Source organism: Pseudomonas sp. NFX5 (assembly GCF_049132125.1).
Classification (GTDB): domain Bacteria; phylum Pseudomonadota; class Gammaproteobacteria; order Pseudomonadales; family Pseudomonadaceae; genus Aquipseudomonas; species Aquipseudomonas marginalis.
In genome coordinates this window covers 133,858-153,607 of the sequence record NZ_JAFMZG010000032.1, presented here as the reverse complement: position 1 = coordinate 153,607, position 19,750 = coordinate 133,858, and the positions used below count along the sequence as shown (strand labels likewise).

General features: G+C 61.5%; 18 protein-coding genes, 4 tRNA genes and 1 pseudogene. 8 read left to right on the top strand and 15 right to left on the bottom strand.

Annotation, left to right across the window (positions count from 1 at the left end):
• The first annotated feature begins 2 nt into the window (after positions 1–2).
• On the top strand, positions 3–410 hold the full coding sequence (locus J1N02_RS23295) for a PA2817 family protein (protein ID WP_010567536.1): 408 nt from the start codon (positions 3–5) through the stop codon (positions 408–410).
• A 67-nt stretch (positions 411–477) separates the two neighbouring features.
• On the opposite strand, the gene J1N02_RS23290 is transcribed toward J1N02_RS23295, so the two are convergent.
• Positions 478–1,410, bottom strand: coding sequence for a LysR family transcriptional regulator (locus J1N02_RS23290; protein WP_092358551.1), 933 nt, complete (start codon positions 1,408–1,410; stop codon positions 478–480).
• Between the two features lie 89 nt (positions 1,411–1,499).
• Between J1N02_RS23290 and J1N02_RS23285 the strand changes: the two genes are divergently transcribed.
• Both J1N02_RS23285 and J1N02_RS23280 read left to right on the top strand, forming a co-directional pair.
• Entirely contained in the window at positions 1,500–2,126 is a 627-nt protein-coding gene (locus tag J1N02_RS23285) for a hypothetical protein (protein WP_098480063.1), read from the top strand.
• Positions 2,127–2,273: 147 nt separating this feature from the next.
• Positions 2,274–4,013 (top strand): dipeptidase, encoded by a 1,740-nt coding sequence (locus tag J1N02_RS23280; protein ID WP_027607092.1) that lies wholly within the window; start codon positions 2,274–2,276, stop codon positions 4,011–4,013.
• Between the two features lie 64 nt (positions 4,014–4,077).
• On the opposite strand, the gene J1N02_RS23275 is transcribed toward J1N02_RS23280, so the two are convergent.
• The 5 genes from J1N02_RS23275 to J1N02_RS23255 all read right to left on the bottom strand — a co-directional run bounded on the left by J1N02_RS23275 (position 4,078) and on the right by J1N02_RS23255 (position 5,374).
• The gene (locus J1N02_RS23275) at positions 4,078–4,815 is read right to left on the bottom strand and encodes a hypothetical protein (RefSeq protein ID WP_027607091.1); all 738 of its coding nucleotides are present in this window, start codon (positions 4,813–4,815) and stop codon (positions 4,078–4,080) included.
• 144 nt (positions 4,816–4,959) lie between these two features.
• Positions 4,960–5,035, bottom strand: a tRNA-Gly gene (locus J1N02_RS23270).
• Between the two features lie 3 nt (positions 5,036–5,038).
• A tRNA-Glu gene (locus tag J1N02_RS23265) sits at positions 5,039–5,114 on the bottom strand.
• A gap of 105 nt (positions 5,115–5,219) precedes the next feature.
• Positions 5,220–5,295, bottom strand: a tRNA-Gly gene (locus tag J1N02_RS23260).
• A 3-nt stretch (positions 5,296–5,298) separates the two neighbouring features.
• Positions 5,299–5,374 (bottom strand) — tRNA-Glu (locus J1N02_RS23255).
• Between the two features lie 359 nt (positions 5,375–5,733).
• On the opposite strand from J1N02_RS23255, the gene J1N02_RS23250 reads away from it, so the two are divergent.
• Complete coding sequence (locus J1N02_RS23250) at positions 5,734–6,504, top strand: hypothetical protein (protein WP_027607090.1); 771 nt, start codon at positions 5,734–5,736, stop codon at positions 6,502–6,504.
• A gap of 126 nt (positions 6,505–6,630) precedes the next feature.
• Positions 6,631–7,443 carry an alpha/beta fold hydrolase gene (locus J1N02_RS23245; RefSeq protein WP_027607089.1) on the top strand — a complete coding sequence of 271 codons (813 nt, stop codon included), beginning with the start codon at positions 6,631–6,633 and terminating at the stop codon, positions 7,441–7,443.
• A 36-nt stretch (positions 7,444–7,479) separates the two neighbouring features.
• Here the strand turns inward: J1N02_RS23245 and J1N02_RS23240 are convergent, their stop codons facing one another.
• The 4 genes and pseudogenes from J1N02_RS23240 to J1N02_RS23225 form a co-directional block, all read right to left on the bottom strand.
• Positions 7,480–8,184 carry a methyl-accepting chemotaxis protein gene (locus tag J1N02_RS23240; protein ID WP_371263386.1) on the bottom strand — a complete coding sequence of 235 codons (705 nt, stop codon included), beginning with the start codon at positions 8,182–8,184 and terminating at the stop codon, positions 7,480–7,482.
• A gap of 201 nt (positions 8,185–8,385) precedes the next feature.
• Positions 8,386–8,538, bottom strand: a pseudogene (locus J1N02_RS23235) (HAMP domain-containing protein); the annotation flags it as partial.
• 1,024 nt (positions 8,539–9,562) lie between these two features.
• Entirely contained in the window at positions 9,563–10,975 is a 1,413-nt protein-coding gene (locus J1N02_RS23230; protein ID WP_027607087.1) for a PLP-dependent aminotransferase family protein, read from the bottom strand.
• Positions 10,976–11,177: 202 nt separating this feature from the next.
• On the bottom strand, positions 11,178–11,939 hold the full coding sequence (locus tag J1N02_RS23225) for an SDR family oxidoreductase (RefSeq protein WP_065924512.1): 762 nt from the start codon (positions 11,937–11,939) through the stop codon (positions 11,178–11,180).
• A gap of 228 nt (positions 11,940–12,167) precedes the next feature.
• Here J1N02_RS23225 and J1N02_RS23220 point away from each other — a divergent pair, with 228 nt between their 5' ends.
• A complete protein-coding gene (locus J1N02_RS23220; protein ID WP_027607085.1) occupies positions 12,168–13,175 on the top strand; it encodes an NADP-dependent oxidoreductase in 1,008 nt (335 codons plus the stop codon).
• A gap of 49 nt (positions 13,176–13,224) precedes the next feature.
• Here J1N02_RS23220 and pyrF read toward each other — a convergent pair whose 3' ends face one another.
• Entirely contained in the window at positions 13,225–13,923 is a 699-nt protein-coding gene (gene pyrF / locus J1N02_RS23215; RefSeq protein WP_027607084.1) for an orotidine-5'-phosphate decarboxylase, read from the bottom strand.
• Between the two features lie 208 nt (positions 13,924–14,131).
• Here pyrF and J1N02_RS23210 point away from each other — a divergent pair, with 208 nt between their 5' ends.
• Together J1N02_RS23210 and J1N02_RS23205 are read left to right on the top strand one after the other, a co-directional pair.
• Positions 14,132–14,947, top strand: coding sequence for a response regulator (locus tag J1N02_RS23210; RefSeq protein ID WP_083236427.1), 816 nt, complete (start codon positions 14,132–14,134; stop codon positions 14,945–14,947).
• Positions 14,947–15,984 (top strand): sensor histidine kinase, encoded by a 1,038-nt coding sequence (locus J1N02_RS23205; protein WP_027607082.1) that lies wholly within the window; start codon positions 14,947–14,949, stop codon positions 15,982–15,984. The genes J1N02_RS23210 and J1N02_RS23205 overlap by 1 nt, the downstream gene beginning before the upstream one ends.
• Here the strand turns inward: J1N02_RS23205 and J1N02_RS23200 are convergent.
• From J1N02_RS23200 to J1N02_RS23185, 4 genes are all read right to left on the bottom strand, one after another.
• On the bottom strand, positions 15,981–17,042 hold the full coding sequence (locus tag J1N02_RS23200; protein WP_368962621.1) for an AI-2E family transporter: 1,062 nt from the start codon (positions 17,040–17,042) through the stop codon (positions 15,981–15,983). The genes J1N02_RS23205 and J1N02_RS23200 overlap by 4 nt on opposite strands.
• Before the next feature lie 71 nt (positions 17,043–17,113).
• A complete protein-coding gene (locus J1N02_RS23195) occupies positions 17,114–17,932 on the bottom strand; it encodes a DUF4892 domain-containing protein (RefSeq protein WP_027607080.1) in 819 nt (272 codons plus the stop codon).
• 102 nt (positions 17,933–18,034) lie between these two features.
• Positions 18,035–18,889: an alpha/beta hydrolase gene (locus J1N02_RS23190; RefSeq protein WP_421147784.1), complete on the bottom strand. Its 855-nt coding sequence runs from the start codon at positions 18,887–18,889 to the stop codon at positions 18,035–18,037.
• Entirely contained in the window at positions 18,886–19,689 is an 804-nt protein-coding gene (locus tag J1N02_RS23185) for an alpha/beta fold hydrolase (protein ID WP_027607078.1), read from the bottom strand. The genes J1N02_RS23190 and J1N02_RS23185 overlap by 4 nt, the downstream gene beginning before the upstream one ends.
• Positions 19,690–19,750 lie beyond the last annotated feature (61 nt).

The following is a 19,750-nucleotide window of genomic DNA, read 5'->3' as shown; positions in this document are numbered from 1 at the left end:
TCGTGTCCAACGTCGTTGCCGATCATCTCGTCTTGCTCGACCACCTGCGCAGCATCCTGGTTGCCGTCGGCGAAGCCGAACAGGTGCCCGAGGAAAGCCACACCCTGTTCCTGGAGCGCTTCGACGAACTGCGCGCCCTGCTGCCGATCGACCCGATCGAAAGCCAGTACCTGGGCCAGGACCTGATGAGCCAGGTCATCCTGCGCTACCCGCAGATCGCCCACCTGGTCCCGCGCGACCTGCTGTGGTTCTTCGGCGGCGATTGCCTGCACTTCATGCCCGACGAAGAACTGGACCTGTACCAGGCCCTGGAAGAGCGTCGCTTTGAAGCCGAACAAAACGACGAACCGTTCGACTGGAACCAGGAAAAGCAACTGCTGGCCATGCCGCAGGACCAAAGCAAACACTGATTGTTCAAGACACTGCACAACTGAATGCGGGAGGGAGCAAGCCCTCCTCCCACATTTTCGACCGCGCCTATCGCCGGCGCAATGTCGGCTCCCTCGCCATGCACTCCACCAGATAATCGATAAACACCCGCAGCTTCGGCGGCAGGTAACGCGTGGGCGAATGCAACAACCACGCCTCGCCATGGTAGGACGCAATAAAGTCCCACCCGGGCAGCACCTGTACCAAACGCCCCTCCTCCAACGCATGACGCGCGGTGAAATAGGGCAAGCTGCCAATTCCCACGTGCTGCAACACCGCATCCAGCCGAACGCCGGTGTGGTTCGCCGCATAACGTCCACGCACGCCAACCGTCACCGCCTTGCCGCCCTGGCGGAATTTCCAGCGCGAGTCACCCGGTGTTTCCCCCAGGTAGATACAACTGTGCTCCAGCAAATCATGGGGATGACTCGGCGTGCCATGCTCGGCCAGGTACTGCGGTGTCGCGCACAGCAAGTGCTCGATGGGCAATAGCTGTCGCCCGACCAGCCCCGGTGGCGGACTGTCGGTGATGCGAATGCTCAGGTCGACATTGTCGTCGATCAGGTCTACATGCCGGTCTTCAAGGATCAGTTGCACATCCACCTTGGGATAACGCCGCAGGAACTCCGGCATATGCGGGTGCACCACAAACCGCCCGACCGCCTTCGGCACACTGACCCGCACCAGGCCCTCGGCCTCGTGGGCGAACTGGCCGCTGATTTCCATCACTGAGCGCGCCGCGCTGACCATCTCCTGGCAGCGTTTGAAGACCTCCTCACCGGCTTCACTCAGGCGCAATTTGCGCGTGGTGCGTTGCAACAAGCGGGTTGCCAGGGCCTTCTCCAGGCGCGAGATGCTACGGCTCACTGCCGACGGCGAAACGCTCAACTGCCGCGCCGCTTCGGAGAAGCTGCCGGTCTCCACTACCTTGACGAAAATCGCCATTTCGCCCAGCAGCGGCAAAGGAAGATTGATGCTCATGACGCACAGGTCCATTGATAATTGAGTGGATTATCACCTATCTACGCACTATTTATACTCCCCGCAGAACCCTGATGCGGATGTAGAAAATGACCGAGCGCCTGTTTTTCACCCATGACCACCTGACCGCCGAGCTTGAAGTACTCAGTTGCACCCCCTGCGAGGGCCAGTTTGCGGTCGTTTTGCAATCGACGATTTTTCATCCCCAAGGCGGTGGCCAGCCGTTCGATACCGGCTGGCTGGGCGACAGCCAGGTGCTGCGAGTGACCCAGGAAACCGATCGCGTGGTGCACTATGTCAACCAACCGGTGGAACCGGGCCCCATCACCGCGCGGGTGGACGAACCGCGCCGAACCCTGCACACCCGCCTGCACTCCGCCGGGCATTTGATCGGCAACGCCGGCGAAACCCTGGGCTGGCTGCCGATCAAGGCGCACCACTGGCCAGGTGAAGGCAAGATCACTTTTATCCGTGGCGAAACCGCGCAAGCCATGGACGCCGAGATCATTCAACAGCAGATCAACCAATGGATCGCCGCCGACTATCCGCGCCATATGGCCCTGGACGACGGCACCCGCGAAGTGGGCTTCGGTGATCTGCCCACCTACGCTTGCGGCGGTACCCATGTGCAAACGCTGGGCGAGTTGGGTCAGGTAACGATCCTGGCGCTTTCGGAGAAAAAGGGCGCGTTGTCGGTGCGTTACAGCCTGGACTAAAGCACGGGGTCGAGGGTGATATCGAGTTTTTAGATAAGCCTACCAGTGGCCTCCCGGGCACACCTTGGCAGTGGTAGTGTGTCGAAATATTTCTGACACGTTGATCAGGAATCCCCTATTTCCCTTTGCAAAGGAATGCCCCTGACCATGCACTTTCGACTCAAGCAATTGGCGGCTGCCACCCTGTTCGCGACCGGCCTTTCGGTGATGACCACGCCTGCCTTTGCCAACATCACCCCAGAGCAAAGCACGGCGATCCTGAAGAGCTTCAGCGAAACGTCGGTCACGGATTTCCGTGGTTTCCTCGGCACCCTGGCCAAAGGCGACCTGGGCAAGGCCGACGACGTAGGCCCGGCGATCGGTGCCTTCCTCGATAACAAAACCCTGAGTGCCGACCAGCAGAACGAGATCCACCGCCTGCTGGGTATTTACACCCGAGTGAAATACGGCAAGGCCGCCTTAGATACCCTGCGCGAACTGGTGGAAATCCCGACCTTCAACGTGGACGGCGTGCCGCAGTATAAAAATCCGGAATTCATCCGGATTGCCGACAAGATCCAGGCCCTGGCCAAGACCTTCAACCTGAACTTCCGTAACATCGACAACCGCGTGTACGAGATTTCCCTGGCAGGCAGCGGCGACGAAGTGGTGGGTATCCACGCCCACGCCGACGTGGTGCCGGTGACGCCGGAGAACTGGGTCTTGAAAGACGGCACCAGGCTCGACCCGTTCAAGGTCACGCTGATCGGCGACCGCATGTATGGGCGTGGCACCGAGGATGACAAAAACGGCATCGTGGTGGCGATGTACGCCATGAAGGTGATCAAGGAAGAAAAGTTGCCGCTGGCACGAAACTTCAAGCTGCTGGTGGACACCACCGAAGAAACTTCCGGCGACGCGATCCCCTATTACTTCGAACGCAACCCGACGCCACAGTACAACCTGGCGCTGGATGGCGGCTACCCGGTAGTGATTGCCGAGAAAGGTTATGGCACTGTCATGGCCACCTTCCCGCGCCGCAAAGGGGAAGGCAAAGGCGCGGAAATCATCGCGATGACCGGCGGCATGGCCACCAACCAGATTCCCTCGGCCTCGGTTGCCACGTTGATCAGCGACACGCCGGCCGAACTGGCCGCCAGCCTGCAAAAAGCCGGTACGGAGTATGCCAAACGCAACGGCGGTGATTTCGAAGTGACAGCCAAGGTGGTTGGCAAAGAGGTGAAGCTGACAGTGACCGGGGTTTCCGCGCACTCCTCCGAGCCCGAATCCGGCATCAACCCGGTGTCGCGCATGCTGGAGCTGATCCACAGCATCGACGGCAAGATCGCCCTCAAGCACAACCACATCACCGACGCGGCCCGTTATGCCTCGGACAACTGGGGCCTGGATTATCTGGGCGGCAAATTGGGCGTGGGTTTCTCCGATGATTTCATGGGGCCGCTGACCACCTCGCTGACCTTTGTCGGCCTGGATGACAAAGCCTTCAAGCTGGCGGTGAACCTGCGTGTACCAAAGGGCAAATCGCCGGATAAACTGAAAGCCGAGATTTCGGACAAGTTGAGCGCCTGGGACAAGCAAACCAAAGTCAATGTGGACTTCACTTACTCGGTCGCCGAACCGATGTACCGCAACCCGGAAGGTGAGTGGGTGAAGGCCTTGTTGGCCGTGGCCAGCGAAAACCTGGGCATGGAGCACAAATTCGGCACCTCAGCCGGCGCGACGTCCGTGCATGAACTGCCCAATGGCGTGCAATTCGGCCTGGCGCGGCCGGAAGTGAAATACACCGGGCACACCGACAATGAGTTCAAGACGGTCGACCAGTTCTTGCTGGATCTGCAGATCGTCACCGAAATGATGGGGCGTATCGGACAGTTGCCGAAGCTCTGACAGCGATTGAAGTGTGCGCAAAAAAACGCCGATCAGTGATGATCGGCATTTTTATTCAGGTTCTTCATGCGCCAAGGTATCGCTTGCGCTCCTGCTCCCGCTGCAACATGTCCAGGGGTGGGTAGTAGATATACAGGGAAGACTCGATGGCAAACCATGCCGACGCCAACATTACCCCGCCCGCTACCACGACCATGCTGGCCAGAAACAGCCCCGTATCACCCAGTACATGCATGGCCGAGAAAATCAGCGAACCAGTGCCGAATCCAAAATATGGCACCGCCCAATCCACGACGGACAGCACCAAACAACCAAACACCAAGTGCGCTACTTTGTTCATCATCAACCGGTGCTGTTCTCGCAACTGCACATGCCGCTGATACCAGCTAAGCAGGAAATCACTGTTTTCCTTCAGTGCCAGGTCCAGAAGGTCGTTGGCCCACACATAACCGCTCCCCCTTGAAGGAGGTGTATAGGCATCACCCAAGAGCTTTGGAAAGGCCATTCGCAACCTTGTGCCGATCCCACGAACGATTTCCGTCAACAGCGGCAGAACGAAAGACACCACCAGCGCAAAAGAGGCAGCGGTGACCGCCAGGAATCCCAAGTCAGCAAGCAATGCGTCGCTGCTGGTCGTCCATTCCACCAAGGGCGTCCGGGTATGGATTAGCAAAGCGATATCAAGAAACAGCACAACGCTGACAAAGCGCATTGCCCAATGGAAATCCCATGCTTTTTCCAAGGCGCTGATACCCAATGGGGCGACCTTGGTTTCACCGGACGATTGAGAAGTTTCTGCCATCACGCGTGCTCCTTGAACTCAAACGCCAGACTATATCTCGAACACGCCAGGATCTGAGCCAGGAAGATGACAGGTTCAGGCAGATGAACAAATAACGCACAAACAAAAACGCCGATCATCACTGATCGGCGTTTTTGTTGAATATGGAGCGGGAAACGAGACTCGAACTCGCGACCCCGACCTTGGCAAGGTCGTGCTCTACCAACTGAGCTATTCCCGCAAATGGCGTCCCCTAGGGGACTCGAACCCCTGTTACCGCCGTGAAAGGGCGGTGTCCTAGGCCACTAGACGAAGGGGACACGCTACTGAAACACATGGTGTGTATTTCAGTGCCCAGAGGCCTCGTCCGAAGACTTGGTCCTGGTTTCACTCAGTGCCGCCCGAAAGCCACACTGCTTGTAAATTGGAGCGGGAAACGAGACTCGAACTCGCGACCCCGACCTTGGCAAGGTCGTGCTCTACCAACTGAGCTATTCCCGCATATGGCGTCCCCTAGGGGACTCGAACCCCTGTTACCGCCGTGAAAGGGCGGTGTCCTAGGCCACTAGACGAAGGGGACACACGTACAACATTCACTCCCTACCGCGTTTCGCTGTGTGCTTTACGCTGTAAGTGGCGCGCATTCTATGGATGGATTGAAAGGTCGTCAACCCCCAAGGATAAATTTATTTAAATCAATGACTTCGCCCGTGTTTACCGACCCGCGCAGGGCATTCTGCCCGTCCAGGCCTTGACGCCTATATTCTGGCGTCCGACAAGGCGCTATAGTTCGTTCCAGCAAGTGATGGCAATGTGCATCTACGCAGGGAGCGGCTACTTATATAGAAGAACTACCTGGGTAACTGGTCGATCAGTCCTATCCGTCGACAAGCCCAGTCACTACACTCCACTGTAAACCCTATCAAAGAGGTCACACCGGTGACACCACTCATGATCACCCTGCTGGTAATAGCCGGGATCGTAATACTGATCGCCATTGGCTACATGAACCACGTGGTGGAAAACAACAAGCTGGAAAAGAAGCGCACCGAGATCGAGCTTAATGATCGCCTGCGCCGTTGCGGTGAGATCACCGAGACCTTCCCTGGCCAACTGATGACCCCGGCGCTCAAGCTCTTACTGGCCCGCCTGGAGCTCAACGTCAATCAGCGCCTGTTGAACCTCAACAAGACCAGTGCACCGCTCAAGGCCCGTATCACCGAGCTGAACACGCTGGTGGCCCAGGGCGAGTCCATCCCGGTGAACAACCCGCCGGCGCCGATCCAGACCGAAGCCAAGGCCAAGGACGTGCGCTTCCTGCTGGAAGCCCTGCATGGCCAGGTCACCCGCGCCGCCCAGGACGGGTTCCTGCCGACCAACGAAGCCAAGCACTGGATCAAGGAAATCCGCCATATCCTGGTGCTGTTGCACATCGAGTTCTTCAACAACCTCGGCCAGCACGCCTTGCAGCAGGGCCAGCCTGGCCAGGCGCGCCTGGCCTTCGAACGTGGCGTGCAGTACCTGCGCAAGCAGCCTGAACCGGTGCTCTACAGTGCACAGCTGCAATTGCTGGAAGGTCAACTGGCCCGCGCCAACTCGACCGTCCTGGCTAACAGCAAACAGGCGGCGGAGGAAGTCAACGAATTGACCGAAGGCATGAAAGAAGTCGACGCCGATGCCGAGTGGAAAAAGAAAGTCATCTACGACTGATCTGCCCACTCCCCTGGGGTGAGCGGGCTGCCCGCTCGCCCCAACATGCCATCAATTTGCATCTATCGCCCCGCCCCCGACTAGCGTAAAAAAGTGCCCCTCACTCCGTGAAGTCAGAGGCCCGCTATGCCTATCGCCGTCATTGATGGACAACCGCTGCATTACGTCGACCAGGGCACCGGCCCTGTCGTCCTGCTCGGTTCAAGCTACCTGTGGGACCGCGACATGTGGGCCCCGCAGATCGAAGCCCTGTCGCAACAGTACCGGGTCATCGTGCCCGAACTGTGGGGCCACGGCGAATCGGGCCAACTCCCCACCCCCACCCACACCCTCGACGACCTTGCGCGCCAGGCCCTGGCCCTGCTTGACCATTTGGAGATCGCACAGATCAACCTGGCAGGCCTGTCGGTGGGCGGCATGTGGGGCGCACGCCTGGCGTTGCAGGCCCCCGAGCGGATCAACAGCCTGGTGCTGATGGACACCTACCTCGGTGCCGAGCCAGAGGCCACGCGCCAGTATTACTTCTCGTTGTTCAAGATGATTGAAGACGCCGGCGCCATTCCTGAGCCGTTGCTGGATGTGATCGCGCCGATCTTCTTTCGCCCCGACATCGACCGCGAATCGGCGCTCTACCAGGATTTTCGCAAGTCACTGCAGGACTTTCCCCGGGAACGCCTGCTGCACAGCATCGTCCCCCTGGGTCGATTGATCTTCAGCCGCGAAGATGTGTTGGAACAACTACCGCAGCTGGACGCCGATACCACCTTGGTGATGTGTGGCGAACAGGACAAGCCTCGGCCACCCGCCGAATCCGAGGAAATGGCCGAGCTGATTGGCTGTGCCCTGATCCTGATTCCAGACGCCGGGCATATCTCCAGCCGGGAGAACCCGGATTTCGTCAACGAAGCGCTGCTGACCTTCCTCGCCAACCACGCCTGATCGCCCTCCCTTTTGATCGCCGCCTCGGGGCGGCGATCAAAGGCGGAAGTGCCCCACCATCCCCTTGAGCTCCGCCCCCAACTGCGCCAGTTGGATGCTCGACGCCGCATTGCCCTGCATGCTCAACGCCGATTGATCGGCACTCGCACGAATACTGGTGACACTGCGGTTGATCTCTTCGGCCACCGAGCTCTGCTCCTCAGCCGCAGCGGCAATCTGCTGATTCATCTGCTGGATCAACGACACCGCTACCGCAATGCTGCCCAGGGCACTTTCGGTTTCCAGCGCATCGCTGACCGCCAGCTTGACCAGTTCGCCACTTTGCTGGATCTGCTGCACCGATGATTGCGCCGCGCTGCGCAAGGTACTGACGAGCCGCTCGATTTCTTCGGTCGATTGCTGGGTGCGCTTGGCCAGTGCCCGGACTTCATCGGCCACGACCGCAAAACCTCGGCCCTGTTCACCGGCGCGGGCAGCTTCGATGGCGGCGTTCAAGGCCAGCAGGTTGGTCTGTTCGGCAACGCTTTTGATCACGCCCAGCACGGTGCCGATATGCTGGATTTCGGCACTGAGGCTCTCGATGCTGGTGCTTGCGCGGGTACTGGAAGTGGCCAGCAGCTCGATGCGCTGCAAACTCTGGCGCACCACCTGTTGGCCACTGTCGACCTTCTCGTCCGCCGTCTGCGCGGCTTGCGCGGCCTCTTCGGCGTTGCGCGCCACATCGTGCACAGTGGCGGTCATCTGGTTCATCGCAGTGGCAACCTGCTCGGTTTCCTCCTTTTGGCTGCTCACCTCGACGTTGGTCTGCTCGGTCACGCTGGACAGCGACTGCGCCGAGCTGGCCAATTGTTCGATACCGGCCTGCAGGCCGCTGACCATCTGGCTTAGGCCGCTGCTCATCTGCTGCATCGCCTGCATCAACTGGCCGATTTCATCACGACGACTGACCTCCATGCGCCCGCTCAGATCCCCGGCGGCAATCTGTCGGGCTACCGCGATCACACTGCGCAGCGGCGCGACGATCAAGCGGGTAATCACCCAGGCCGCAATCAACCCCACCAGCAAGGCCAGGGCCGACGAGCCAATGATCAACATCGCGCTTTTCTTCAGTTGCGCCTGCATCGACAGGTCTTCAGCGTCATAGGCCTGGTTGACCCGGCTGACGACCTGGTCAGCTCGATCATGCAGTTGTTTGTAGACGACTTTTTCCTGAGCCAGCAGGCCGGTGTATTCCCCCAGCTTTTCGCTGAAGGCGGCGATATGCCCGGAAACTTCGTTGAGCACCGTCTGATAACCAGGGTCCTTGACCGACGTTTTCAGTTGCTCGACCTGGGCCAGGGCCTGGTCGGCCTGCTCGATCTTGCCTTGCTCGGCGTCGTCTGCATCCGCCTTGCGGCTCTGGTCCAGGCGCACATGGGCTTCGTTCATGGCCTGCAACATCAAGCGGGAAACCTGACTGATCTGGCCTGCCTGCTCGATAAACTCGGCGCCCTCCTTACCTTGGCTTTCCTTGAGGCCATAGGCGCCGTCGTCCGCCAGCCCGGCCTGCAATACATCCAGGTTATTCGCCACGCTGGACACCGACCAACTGGCCATTTCCAGCGCCAGGTCCTTGGTCTGCGTCAGCTCGACAAACTCATCGAACGCCTTCCGGTAGGCTGCCAGAGCCTGCTCGACCTCGGTCATCACCGGCACATTCGCCGCAGACTGGGCCTTGAGGCCGGCCGCCTGGGCCGCCAGGGCATCAAGACTTTCATGCAAGGCGTCGACGGCCTTGGGGTCGGCGTGCAGCGCGTAGTCCTGCTCGATCAGGCGCACCTTGAGCAAGCCGCTGTTAAGCGACGACATGGCCTTGAGGCCTTCAAAACGCTGGCCAACGGTTTGCAGGGACCACACGCCGATAGCCGCGACCAACGCCGTCAGCAGCAGCACCAGGGTGAAGCCTAAGCCCAGTTTTTTCGCCATACCCAGGTTGGCGAAACGTCGTTGCACGCCTGAAATCATTGCACTTGAATCCTCTTGCAATGGCGGACGCCATCAAGTCCGATGGACAAGCAACGAGATTCGCAACCAAAAGGCACTGAGCACAAGGCACTGGCGCCACAATAATGGCAAAAAGCTACACGCTCGTCGTTTTCAGAATGGTCGAGGTCGATCTGGCGGGCCCCATCGCACGGAACAACGCCAAGGCACGTTGATCAGTAGCATAGGCGACATTAAGGCGTAGCCACTCACTGTGCCCGCCGGTGGGACTGAACAACGCCCCAGGCGACAACAACACCCCCAACTGCCGGGCGCACGCCTGCAACCGCGAAGGCTGCGCCGTCCCCGGGCGTGCCCACAGGAACATACCGCCGGTGGGTACGGCGAACACCTCCCACTCTTCGTCCTCCAGCACTTGCAGGGTCACGGCCATTTCACTGCTCAACCGCTTGCGCAGGCGCTGCACCCACTTGCGATACGTGCCATTGGCCAGCAACGTCGCGACCACCGCTTCAGCAAACCGGGAGGTGCCGAAACCGGTCAAAGTCTTAAGGCTGGCCAGTTGCGCGATGATTGCACTGCTGGCGCAGAGGTAGCCCACACGCAAGGCGCTGCTCAGGGTCTTGGAAAAACTCGCGACGTAGATCACCCGATCATCATGGGGCAATGCCGAAAGCCGCGTGCAACTGGCCTGTTGCAGGTCGCCGTAGACATCTTCCTCGATGATCAGGAAGTTCTTGCGGTGTGCCAGTTCCAGCAAGCGCTCGGCCACCAGCCGGCACAGGCTGGTGCCCGTGGGATTGTGATAGAGGCTGTGGATGAACAGGCACTTGGGATGATGGTGCTGCAGCAGCGCTTCAAGTGCCGGGAGGTCGGGGCCGCCTCGGGTACGCGGTACTTCCAGCAGTTTCACGCCCTGGAACGCCAGCTGCCGGTAGAGATTGGCATACCCGGGGGTTTCGACCACCACGCTGTCGCCGGCCTTGAGCAGCGTACGTATCAGCAGGTCCTGGGCATGGCTGGCACCTGCGGTGGTCAGGATGCGCTCCAGGCTGGTGGCGATGTGAATCTGGGTCAGGCGCTTGAGCAGTTGCTCGCGCAGCGCAGGCAGACCCAGAGGGGTGCTGTAGTTGAACAGGCCGGCCGTGTCGGTGCGGGTGACTTCGCGAATCGCGTAACTGATGTCATCGCTTTCGCGCCAGGCATCGGGCAACCAGCCGCAGCCCAGTTTCAACTCGCCCAACGGATTGTCGGCAAAGGCGCCCCACTCGCGCTCCGCCCCCTCATACCAGTTGCCTTCGTGGCAGGCAGCCGGCTGGGCCACCACAAATCCCGAGCCCTGCCGGGGCGCCAGCACCCCTTGGGCGACCATCCGTTCGAATGCTTCGATCACACTGGATTGGCTGAGCAGGTTGTCCAGGGCCAACTGGCGGACGGATGGCAAGCGTGTTCCGGGACTCACGCCGTCCTTGCGAATCCATTGCACCACGGCACTGACGATTTGCTGCACTACCGGTACAAGGGCCTGTCGATCGATCCCTAAATCCATGAGCCACTCACTTCAACTGTCTGTTATCAACCCGGAGAGTTAAGCACAGAAGCAGCAGGTTGCCGGCCGCATAAATTTATTAAATTATTGATTTTATTGACTTATTTACCTACTGACACATATTCGGTCACAGCGTTTTGCCAGCTTTGGAAAAGCCCCACGCGCCCCCAGACGTTTTCGAACAAGGGGCCGGCGCCAGGTCCTAGATAGCCGTCGCGCCACCGTCCACGGCCAAGGCGTGGCCGGTGGTGAACGCCGCTCCGTCGCTGCACAGGTACAGCACTGCGCTGGCAATTTCCTCCACCTTGCCGATACGCCCGACCGGGTGCATGGCGGCGGCGAATTCGGCCTTGCGCGGGTCGGCTTCATAGGCGCGCCGGAACATATCGGTATCGATCACCGCCGGGCAGACGGCATTGACGCGGATTTTCTTCTTCGCGTACTCGATCGCCGCCGATTTGGTCAGGCCGATCACCGCATGTTTGGAGGCTGCATAGATACTCATCTTCGGCGCCGCGCCCAACCCCGCCACCGACGCGGTGTTGACGATCGCCCCGCCGCCCTGGGCCAGCAGCAGCGGCAACTGGTACTTCATGCACAACCACACACCCTTGACGTTGACGCCCATGATCGCGTCGAACTCATCCAGGCTGCCGTCCGCCAGCCTGCCCTTCTCGATCTCGATGCCGGCGTTATTGAACGCATAGTCCAGGCGACCATAGGCGCCGATGGTCTGTGCCATCAACTGCTGCACATCCGCCTCCTGGGTGACGTTGCAGCGCACGAACAGCGCCTCGCCCCCGGCCTGGTGGATCAGCGCGACCGTACCCTCGCCGCCCGCTACGTCCAGGTCGGCGACCACGACCTTCAAGCCTTCGGCGGCGAACGCCAGCGCAGTGGCGCGACCAATACCGGCGGCGGCGCCAGTCACCAGGGCGACCTGGCCGGAAAACGTCATGCTCATGGAGGATGTCCTATTGGGATTAATGGCAGTGGCACGAGTCTAGCCAACGCCGAGACGCACACGTCAGCACTATCAGAAGGCCGGTTAGCGCCGTATGAGTCATGGTGATAAGGCAACCGGGCTCACTATCAATGGCACCTATCAATGAGCATTCGCACCTTCGGCTGACCTTGCCCCCAGGCCGTCCAAGGTCTATCAATCATGCTTCACTTCTAAAGAGTCCTTGCCATGACCGCCCAGACCAACCGCCAATTCCTGCTCGCCAAACGCCCGGTCGGCGCGGCCACGCGGGAAACCTTCACTTACCAGGTCGTGCCGGTGGGCACCCCCGGGGACGGGCAGGTGCTGGTGCGCAACGAATACCTGTCCCTCGACCCGGCCATGCGTGGCTGGATGAATGAAGGCAAGTCCTACATTCCGCCCGTAGGCCTCGGCGAGGTCATGCGCGCGCTGGGTGTGGGCAAGGTGATTGCCTCGAATAACCCGAAATTCGCCGTCGGCGACTACGTGAATGGCGCCCTGGGCGTGCAGGATTACTTCCTGGGCGAGCCGCGCGGCTTCTACAAGGTCGACCCCAAGCTGGCGCCCCTGCCCCGTTACCTGTCTGCGCTGGGCATGACCGGCATGACCGCCTACTTCGCGCTGTTGGACACCGGCGCGCCCAAGGCCGGTGAAACCGTGGTGATCTCCGGCGCGGCCGGTGCCGTGGGCAGCATTGCCGGGCAGATCGCCAAGCTCAAAGGCTGCCGCGTGGTCGGCATTGCCGGCGGTGCCGACAAGTGCAAGTTCCTGGTGGATGAACTGGGCTTCGACGCCGCCATCGACTACAAGAACGAAGACGTGCCCGCCGCCCTCAAGCGCGAGTGCCCTAAAGGTGTGGATGTGTATTTCGATAACGTCGGCGGCGACATTCTTGACGCGGTGCTCAGCCGGCTGGCGTTGAAAGCCCGCGTGGTGATTTGCGGGGCCATCAGCCAGTACAACAACAAGGAAGCGGTGAAAGGCCCGGCCAACTACCTCTCACTGCTGGTCAACCGCGCACGGATGGAAGGCTTTGTGGTGATGGATCACGCGGCGAACTTTGCCGCCGCCGGGCAGGAAATGGCCGGCTGGATGGCCCAGGGCAAGCTCAAGAGCAAGGAGGATATCGTCGAGGGGTTGGAGACGTTCCCGGAGACGCTGATGAAGCTGTTCAACGGCGAAAACTTTGGCAAATTGGTGCTCAAGGTCAGCTGATACACGGCAGATCCGCGCGTCCCCACGCGAACGTGGGAACGCGCATCGATCAGGCGATCTCGGCGACTACCGCCGCCAACGCCTTGGCCGGATCCGCCGCCTGGCTGATCGGACGGCCGATCACCAGGTAGTCGGAACCCGCGTCCAGTGCCTGGCGCGGGGTCAGGATGCGGCGCTGGTCGTCCTGGGCACTGCCCGCCGGACGAATCCCCGGGGTCACCAGTTGCAACGACGGATGGGCAGTCTTCAAGGCCTGGGCTTCCAGCGCCGAGCACACCAGGCCATCAAGGCCGGCTTTCTGCGCCAGGGCGGCCAGGCGCAGTACCTGCTCCTGAGGCTCGATGTCCAGGCCGATGCCAGCCAGGTCCTCGCGCTCCATGCTGGTCAGCACGGTCACGCCGATCAGCAACGGCTTGGGGCCGTTGCGCTGTTCCAGCACTTCGCGGCAGGCGGTCATCATGCGCAGGCCGCCGGAGCAGTGTACGTTGACCATCCACACGCCCATCTCGGCCGCAGCCTTGACCGCCATGGCGGTGGTGTTGGGGATGTCGTGGAATTTCAGGTCGAGGAACACCTCGAAGCCTTTGTCACGCAGGGTGCCGACGATTTCCGCGGCGCAGCTGGTGAACAGTTCCTTGCCGACCTTGACCCGGCAAAGCCTGGGGTCCAACTGGTCAGCCAGCTTCAGTGCGGCGTCACGGGTGGGGTAATCCAGGGCGACGATGATAGGAGTCTGGCAGACGGACATTGGAATGGGCTCTCAGGCAAGTCGAAATCGGCGCGGATTGTAGCGCAAGCAGCGCCGTTGCGGGATCCGATGATCGGTAAATACTGACCAACCACCATCAGCCGGGCATTCCAGATGATTATTTCAAAGCTGATACATTCATGACATGCCCACAACACGCCCTGCCGCTAGCCTCGCCCGCACGACCCACCGACCAGCACTACCAGCCATGGGGCTGGGCGCCTATGCTGAGCGCAACAACCAGGCAGATGATCGCACTATGCATACCCCTTCCGTCCCCGTGAATGACGAGCCCAAAGGCGCGGTGGTCGCCGACGACAAGCGCTGGAACACCCGTGCGCTGATCGTCGACGACGATGTGCCGATCCGCGAATTGCTGATCGACTACCTGGCACGCTTCAATATCCTCGCCACCGGCGTGACCGACGGCGCCGCGATGCGCCTGGCCATGCAAGCCGAAACCTATGATGTGGTGGTACTCGACCTGATGCTGCCGGGGGAAGACGGCCTGACCCTGTGCCGCTGGCTGCGCGCCGAGTCGGATATCCCGATCCTGATGCTCACGGCCCGCTGCGAGCCCACCGACCGCATCATCGGCCTGGAACTGGGGGCCGACGACTACATGTCCAAGCCCTTCGAACCCCGTGAACTGGTAGCGCGGATCCAGACCATCCTGCGCCGCGTACGCGATGACCGCACCGAACAGCGCGCGAATATCCGCTTCGACAACTGGCGCCTCAACAGCGTGTTGCGTCAATTGGTGGCCGACGATGGCCTGGTGGTGCCGCTGTCCAACGCGGAATTCCGCCTGTTGTGGGTGTTTATCGAACGCCCGCGCCGGGTGCTGAGCCGTGAGCAACTGCTCGATGCCGCCCGCGGCCGTTCCATTGAAGCCTTTGATCGCAGTATCGACTTGCTGGTGTCGCGCCTGCGGCAAAAACTCGGGGATGACCCCAAGGCACCGCAGTTGATCAAGACCGTGCGCGGCGAAGGCTACCTGTTCGACGCCCGGGATATTGGCTGATGCGCGCGCCCTTCAACACGCTGTTCGGTCGGCTGTTCGGCGTGTTGCTGGTGGCGATTGTGCTGGCCCATGGGCTGGCGTTCTTCTGGTTTCACCACTACGGCCAACCGCCGCCGCCCCCTCCTGAGCGATTTATCGAGCAGCCGGACGGGACCCTGGCGCCGATGCGCGACAAGCACCCACGCCCCTGGTTTGGCGGCCCGGTGGTGCCCCTGACCTTTCAATTCGTCTCGTTGATTATCGCGGCCTGGTACGGTGCCAAACTGCTGAGCCGGCCGATACAGCGCCTGAGTGAAGCGGCGGAACGCTTGAGCCTGGACCTCGACAGCCCACCCCTCGATGAATCCGGCCCGAGGGAAGCACGGCAGGCCGCCTCGACCTTCAACCTGATGCAAAGGCGCATTCGCGAGCAGGTCAGCCAACGCGCGCGCATGCTCGGCGCCGTCTCCCATGACCTGCGCACCCCGCTGTCACGCCTCAAGCTGCGCCTGGAGCAGATCGAGGACACCCGGCTGCAGGGCCAGATGCGCCAGGACCTGAACGACATGATCGGCATGCTCGACGCCACCCTGAGCTACCTGCACGAACAGCGCACCAGTGAAACCCGGCATTGGCTGGATGTGCAGGCGCTGGTGGAGTCCATGAGTGAAAACGCCCAGGACCAGGGCTCCGATGTGCAATGTGCGGGCAGCTGCCTGCCCTTGCAGGTGCAACCGATGGCCCTGCGCTCATGCCTCAACAACCTGATCGACAACGCCTTGCGTTATGCCGGCACAGCCCGCGTGGAGCTGGAGGACAGCCGCGAAGCGCTGGTCATCCGTGTGATCGACCACGGGCCGGGGATCGCGGTCGATAAGCGTGAGGCGGTGTTCGAGCCGTTCTACCGGCTGGAAGGCTCGCGTAACCGCAATTCCGGCGGCGTTGGCCTGGGCATGACCATTTCCAAGGAAGCCGCGGAGCGCCTGGGCGGCCGCCTGAGCCTGGAAGAGACCCCAGGCGGCGGCTTGACCGCCGTGATGTGGTTGCCCAGGGCTTAAAGGGGCTTGTCTTCACGCCGAACCTGGGCCTGGGTTGCGCTCCAATCCATCAGCAGACTGTAGGCCACGGCCAGCAGGGTCGGGCCGATAAACAGGCCGATAAAGCCAAAGGCAATCAAGCCGCCGAAGACCCCGAGCAACACGATCACCAGCGGCAGGTTGCCGCCACGGCTGATCAGGTACGGCTTGAGCACGTTGTCCACGCCGCTGATGATGAACGTCCCCCACACGCCAAGGAACACCGCGTAGGTGTAGTCGCCTTTCCACGCCAGCCAGGCCGTGGCCGGGATCCATACCAGCGGCGGGCCCATCGGGATCAGGCTGAGCAGGAACGTCACGATCCCCAGTACCAACGCACCCGGCACGCCGGCGATCAGGAAGCCGATCAGTGCCAGCAGGGCCTGGGCGGCGGCAGTGCCGATCACACCGTTGACTACCCGCTGCACCGTACCGGCCACCAGTTCGATGTAGTAGCCGGCACGGTCACCGATCAGGCGCTCCAGCAAGCGATGCACGAACATCGCCAGACGCGGCCCGTCACGATAAAAAAAGAACACGAACACCAGGCTCAGGGTCAGTTCGAGGATGCCGCCGCCGATCTGCGCACTGCGCGCCAACAGCCAGTTACCCACCTGCCCCAGGTACGGCTTGAGGCTGACCATCAGCGCCGCGCCCTGCTCGTCGATGCTGTTCCACATACCGACCAGGCGTTCCCCCACAAAAGGAATCGCCCCCAACCAGGTTGGCGCCTCGGGCAGCCCATCGACCTGAATATCCTTGATCAACGCCACGGCATCGCGTACATGGTCCGCGAGATTGAACCCCAGCCATACCAGCGGCACCGCCACCAGCAACATCCAGCCCAGGGTCAGGATGCCGGCGGCCAGGGACTCACGGCCGCCCAGCGCGCGGGTCAGCAGCACCATCAGCGGCCAACTGGCAAACGCCAGCACCGCCCCCCAGAACAGCGCCGACCAGAACGGCGCCATCACCCAGAAGCTGGCACCAAACAGCACCAGCAGCAGGATTTGCACCAGCAGGCGATCGTTATTGAGCATGGGGTATCTCTAGAAAAGGCTGTAGGAAGAAAGCTTAGGCGAACAGCGCGGGTCCGTTCGCCCTGTTGCGGTCAGCGTATCAGATGCAGGTGCAGGCCTTGGGTTTCAGTGCTGCCGGTTTCCAGGCGCGCGGCACGCACGCCTTTGTCGACCAGGGCCTGGCGCCAGGCTTCGGCTTTCGGGCCGGTCAGACTGACGCGCAAGGTCGTATCGAGGTTCAAGCCCCGGGAAATCAGGGTCAGCCAGGTGTCGTCGGGGTCGCCGCCAAGCGCGGGGAAATCCAGCTCACCGGTGCTTTTGAGCTCGCGCAACAAGGTGGCCGAGGTGGGCAGCAGGTCGCCCAGCGGTGCGCCGGCATCCAACTGCTCCACATGCAGGTAGGCACGACGGTTGCCTCGGGTGATGCCGTACATGGCCACCAGGGAGTTTTCCTGCGGGGCAGCCAGGCGCAGCAGCAGGTATTCCTGCTGGCCGTCGGCACCTACCAGCTTGGCATTACCGAACACTTCGTTGGCCCACAGGCTGCTTTCACCGCAGTCGCGGGCCTGGCACCAGAACAACAACTGCGCGCCGTTGGCCTGCAACGCTTCGCGCGTCGACGTGAACGCAGCACTGGAGGTGTGTTCGGCAGGCAGTTCGTAGGTAATCGCTGTGGCTCGCCCACGGGCAGTGGCCTGGCCCTCGTAACGCAACTGGCCACTGATCTTGCGGATCGCCCCCATGGGGTAGATGCGTTCCTTTTCTTCAGCGGGACGGTAATCGACGATCTGTGCGTCGACCTGACGGGCCACGGCAGGCAGGTCCTGGCTTCCCGGCACATCGGCGGCGAACACCAAGGGGCTGAAACAGCACAGTCCGAGGGCACGTATACATCCTTTACGCAGGCTCATCGGATCGGTGAGCCCTGGCCATCGGAGGTCGCAGCAGTGTTGAGTTGGTTCATGGTTGACTCCCTTTCAATCCGCCCAGCCTCGGCAGTTGACCGCCCCAAGTCAAGGCGCGGAGAAGAACCGATTGAAACAGTCTGCAACAAGGACCGCACCTGGCTCATCATTCAGGTGTAAATGATGGCCACCCGGCAACGTGGTTACCGTAAAGGGTAGCTGGGAAAGCAATTCGGGATGTTTCGCCAACATGCCATCGGCGGCGACCACCAACTGCGTGGGGCAACCGACGCGGTGCACGAAAGCCATCGCCTGCTCATCGGTCAGGCGCATCGGCGAAGCCAGGGTCAGGCGACTGTCCGAGCGCCAGGTATAACCGCCCGGCACCGGCATCAAACCGCGCTGGGCCAGCAGTTCTGCGGCTTCACGGCTCACGGCGACCAGACCTTTCATACGCGCCTCAACCGCCCGATCCAGGGTGCTGTAGACCGGCTTGCGCTTATCCTGCAGGTTCAATTGCGCCTGCAAGGCCATGCCCAGGCGCTCGGCCGCGTTCTCACCGCTGGCAGTGGGCGGGATCACGCCGTCAATCAAACCCAGGGCCGTCACCCGTTCCGGCAAGGCACCGGCCAGCACCAGGGACACGATGGCGCCGAGGGAGTGGCCGAGTAATGCAAAACGTTTCCAGCCCAGTTGCTCGGCAACGTGCAGCACGTCGTGGACGTAATCCCACAAGGCATAACCGGCACCTGTAGGACGATGCGCCGAATGCCCATGGCCGGCCATGTCCAGCGCCACGATACGTAAACCCGCAAGCTTCGGCGCCAGGCGTGCAAAGCTGTTGGCATTGTCCAGCCAGCCATGCAGGGCGATCACCGGCAAACCGTCCTCGGGGCCAAACAGATGGGCCGCCAACTCAATGTGCGGCAGGCTCAGGCGAACCTCTTCGACGGGTGTGCTCATGCGCAGCTGCGCTCCCGGGCTTCCCAGCGCGCGAACAGGGTCTTGATCAAGGTCGCGGTGTCCTGGGGGCGTTCGAGGGGAAACATATGGCCGCCGGGCATGGTGAGCATTTCGCCCATGGGCAGACGGTCGACACCGCTGGCGTGGTGACGCATCACCACGCGGCTCTGGCGACCGCGCACCACCGCCAGCGGCACTTTCAATTGGCGCACCTGGCCAGGGCTGGTGTGGGGCACGCCCCGGTAGATGCTGATTTCGGTGGCTGGGTCGAAACGCAGGCGCAGGCGATCACCCGCCTGGTACAGGCCGTGTTGCAGGTAGGCGTCGAAGCATTCCGGGTCAAAGCCTCGGAACAGGGTCTTGCCGGCAAAGTAGCTGCGTGCGGCGTCCAGGTCGCTGAACTCTTCACGACGGCCCAGGGTGCGCCCGGCCGGCGTGAGGCGGTCGATAAAACCGAAGCGCTTGGCGGCGCGGATCACCCAGCGGTCGGCGCGGGTCAATACCGGCGAATCGAGCATCACTACCCCGCGATACAGCTGCGGGCAGCGCAGGGCCGCGTGCAAATGCAGCACGCCACCCAGGGAATGGCCCACGCCCCAGACGGGCTGCGGTTGCTGCTCCAGATGATGGATCAACTCGTCCACCAGGTTCTGCCAGTTATCGTCCACTGGAAACCTGGGGTCGTGACCGTGCTGCGGCAAGTGAGCCACCGCATATTCCGGGGCCAGGGCGGCAAACAGCTTGCCGTAGGTGGCCGAGGGGAAGCCATTGGCGTGGGCAAAAAACACGTGCTGCGACATAGCGGATCCATCTGCAAAAACCGAGATTGATTGTCACCAGGCCCAAGCCCCACAGCAATGA

Coding starts and splice junctions, on each gene's coding strand:
- J1N02_RS23210 (WP_083236427.1), top strand. CDS start 14,132: ATGGGGCTGGGCGCCTATGCTGAGCGCAACAACCAGGCAGATGATCGC.
- J1N02_RS23280 (WP_027607092.1), top strand. CDS start 2,274: ATGCACTTTCGACTCAAGCAATTGGCGGCTGCCACCCTGTTCGCGACC.
- J1N02_RS23275 (WP_027607091.1), bottom strand. CDS start 4,815: ATGGCAGAAACTTCTCAATCGTCCGGTGAAACCAAGGTCGCCCCATTG.
- J1N02_RS23225 (WP_065924512.1), bottom strand. CDS start 11,939: ATGAGCATGACGTTTTCCGGCCAGGTCGCCCTGGTGACTGGCGCCGCC.
- J1N02_RS23195 (WP_027607080.1), bottom strand. CDS start 17,932: ATGAGCCTGCGTAAAGGATGTATACGTGCCCTCGGACTGTGCTGTTTC.
- J1N02_RS23245 (WP_027607089.1), top strand. CDS start 6,631: ATGCCTATCGCCGTCATTGATGGACAACCGCTGCATTACGTCGACCAG.
- J1N02_RS23205 (WP_027607082.1), top strand. CDS start 14,947: ATGCGCGCGCCCTTCAACACGCTGTTCGGTCGGCTGTTCGGCGTGTTG.
- J1N02_RS23230 (WP_027607087.1), bottom strand. CDS start 10,975: ATGGATTTAGGGATCGATCGACAGGCCCTTGTACCGGTAGTGCAGCAA.
- J1N02_RS23185 (WP_027607078.1), bottom strand. CDS start 19,689: ATGTCGCAGCACGTGTTTTTTGCCCACGCCAATGGCTTCCCCTCGGCC.
- J1N02_RS23190 (WP_421147784.1), bottom strand. CDS start 18,889: ATGAGCACACCCGTCGAAGAGGTTCGCCTGAGCCTGCCGCACATTGAG.
- pyrF (WP_027607084.1), bottom strand. CDS start 13,923: ATGTCCGTCTGCCAGACTCCTATCATCGTCGCCCTGGATTACCCCACC.
- J1N02_RS23220 (WP_027607085.1), top strand. CDS start 12,168: ATGACCGCCCAGACCAACCGCCAATTCCTGCTCGCCAAACGCCCGGTC.
- J1N02_RS23240 (WP_371263386.1), bottom strand. CDS start 8,184: ATGACCGCCACTGTGCACGATGTGGCGCGCAACGCCGAAGAGGCCGCG.
- J1N02_RS23200 (WP_368962621.1), bottom strand. CDS start 17,042: ATGCTCAATAACGATCGCCTGCTGGTGCAAATCCTGCTGCTGGTGCTG.
- J1N02_RS23285 (WP_098480063.1), top strand. CDS start 1,500: ATGACCGAGCGCCTGTTTTTCACCCATGACCACCTGACCGCCGAGCTT.
- J1N02_RS23290 (WP_092358551.1), bottom strand. CDS start 1,410: ATGAGCATCAATCTTCCTTTGCCGCTGCTGGGCGAAATGGCGATTTTC.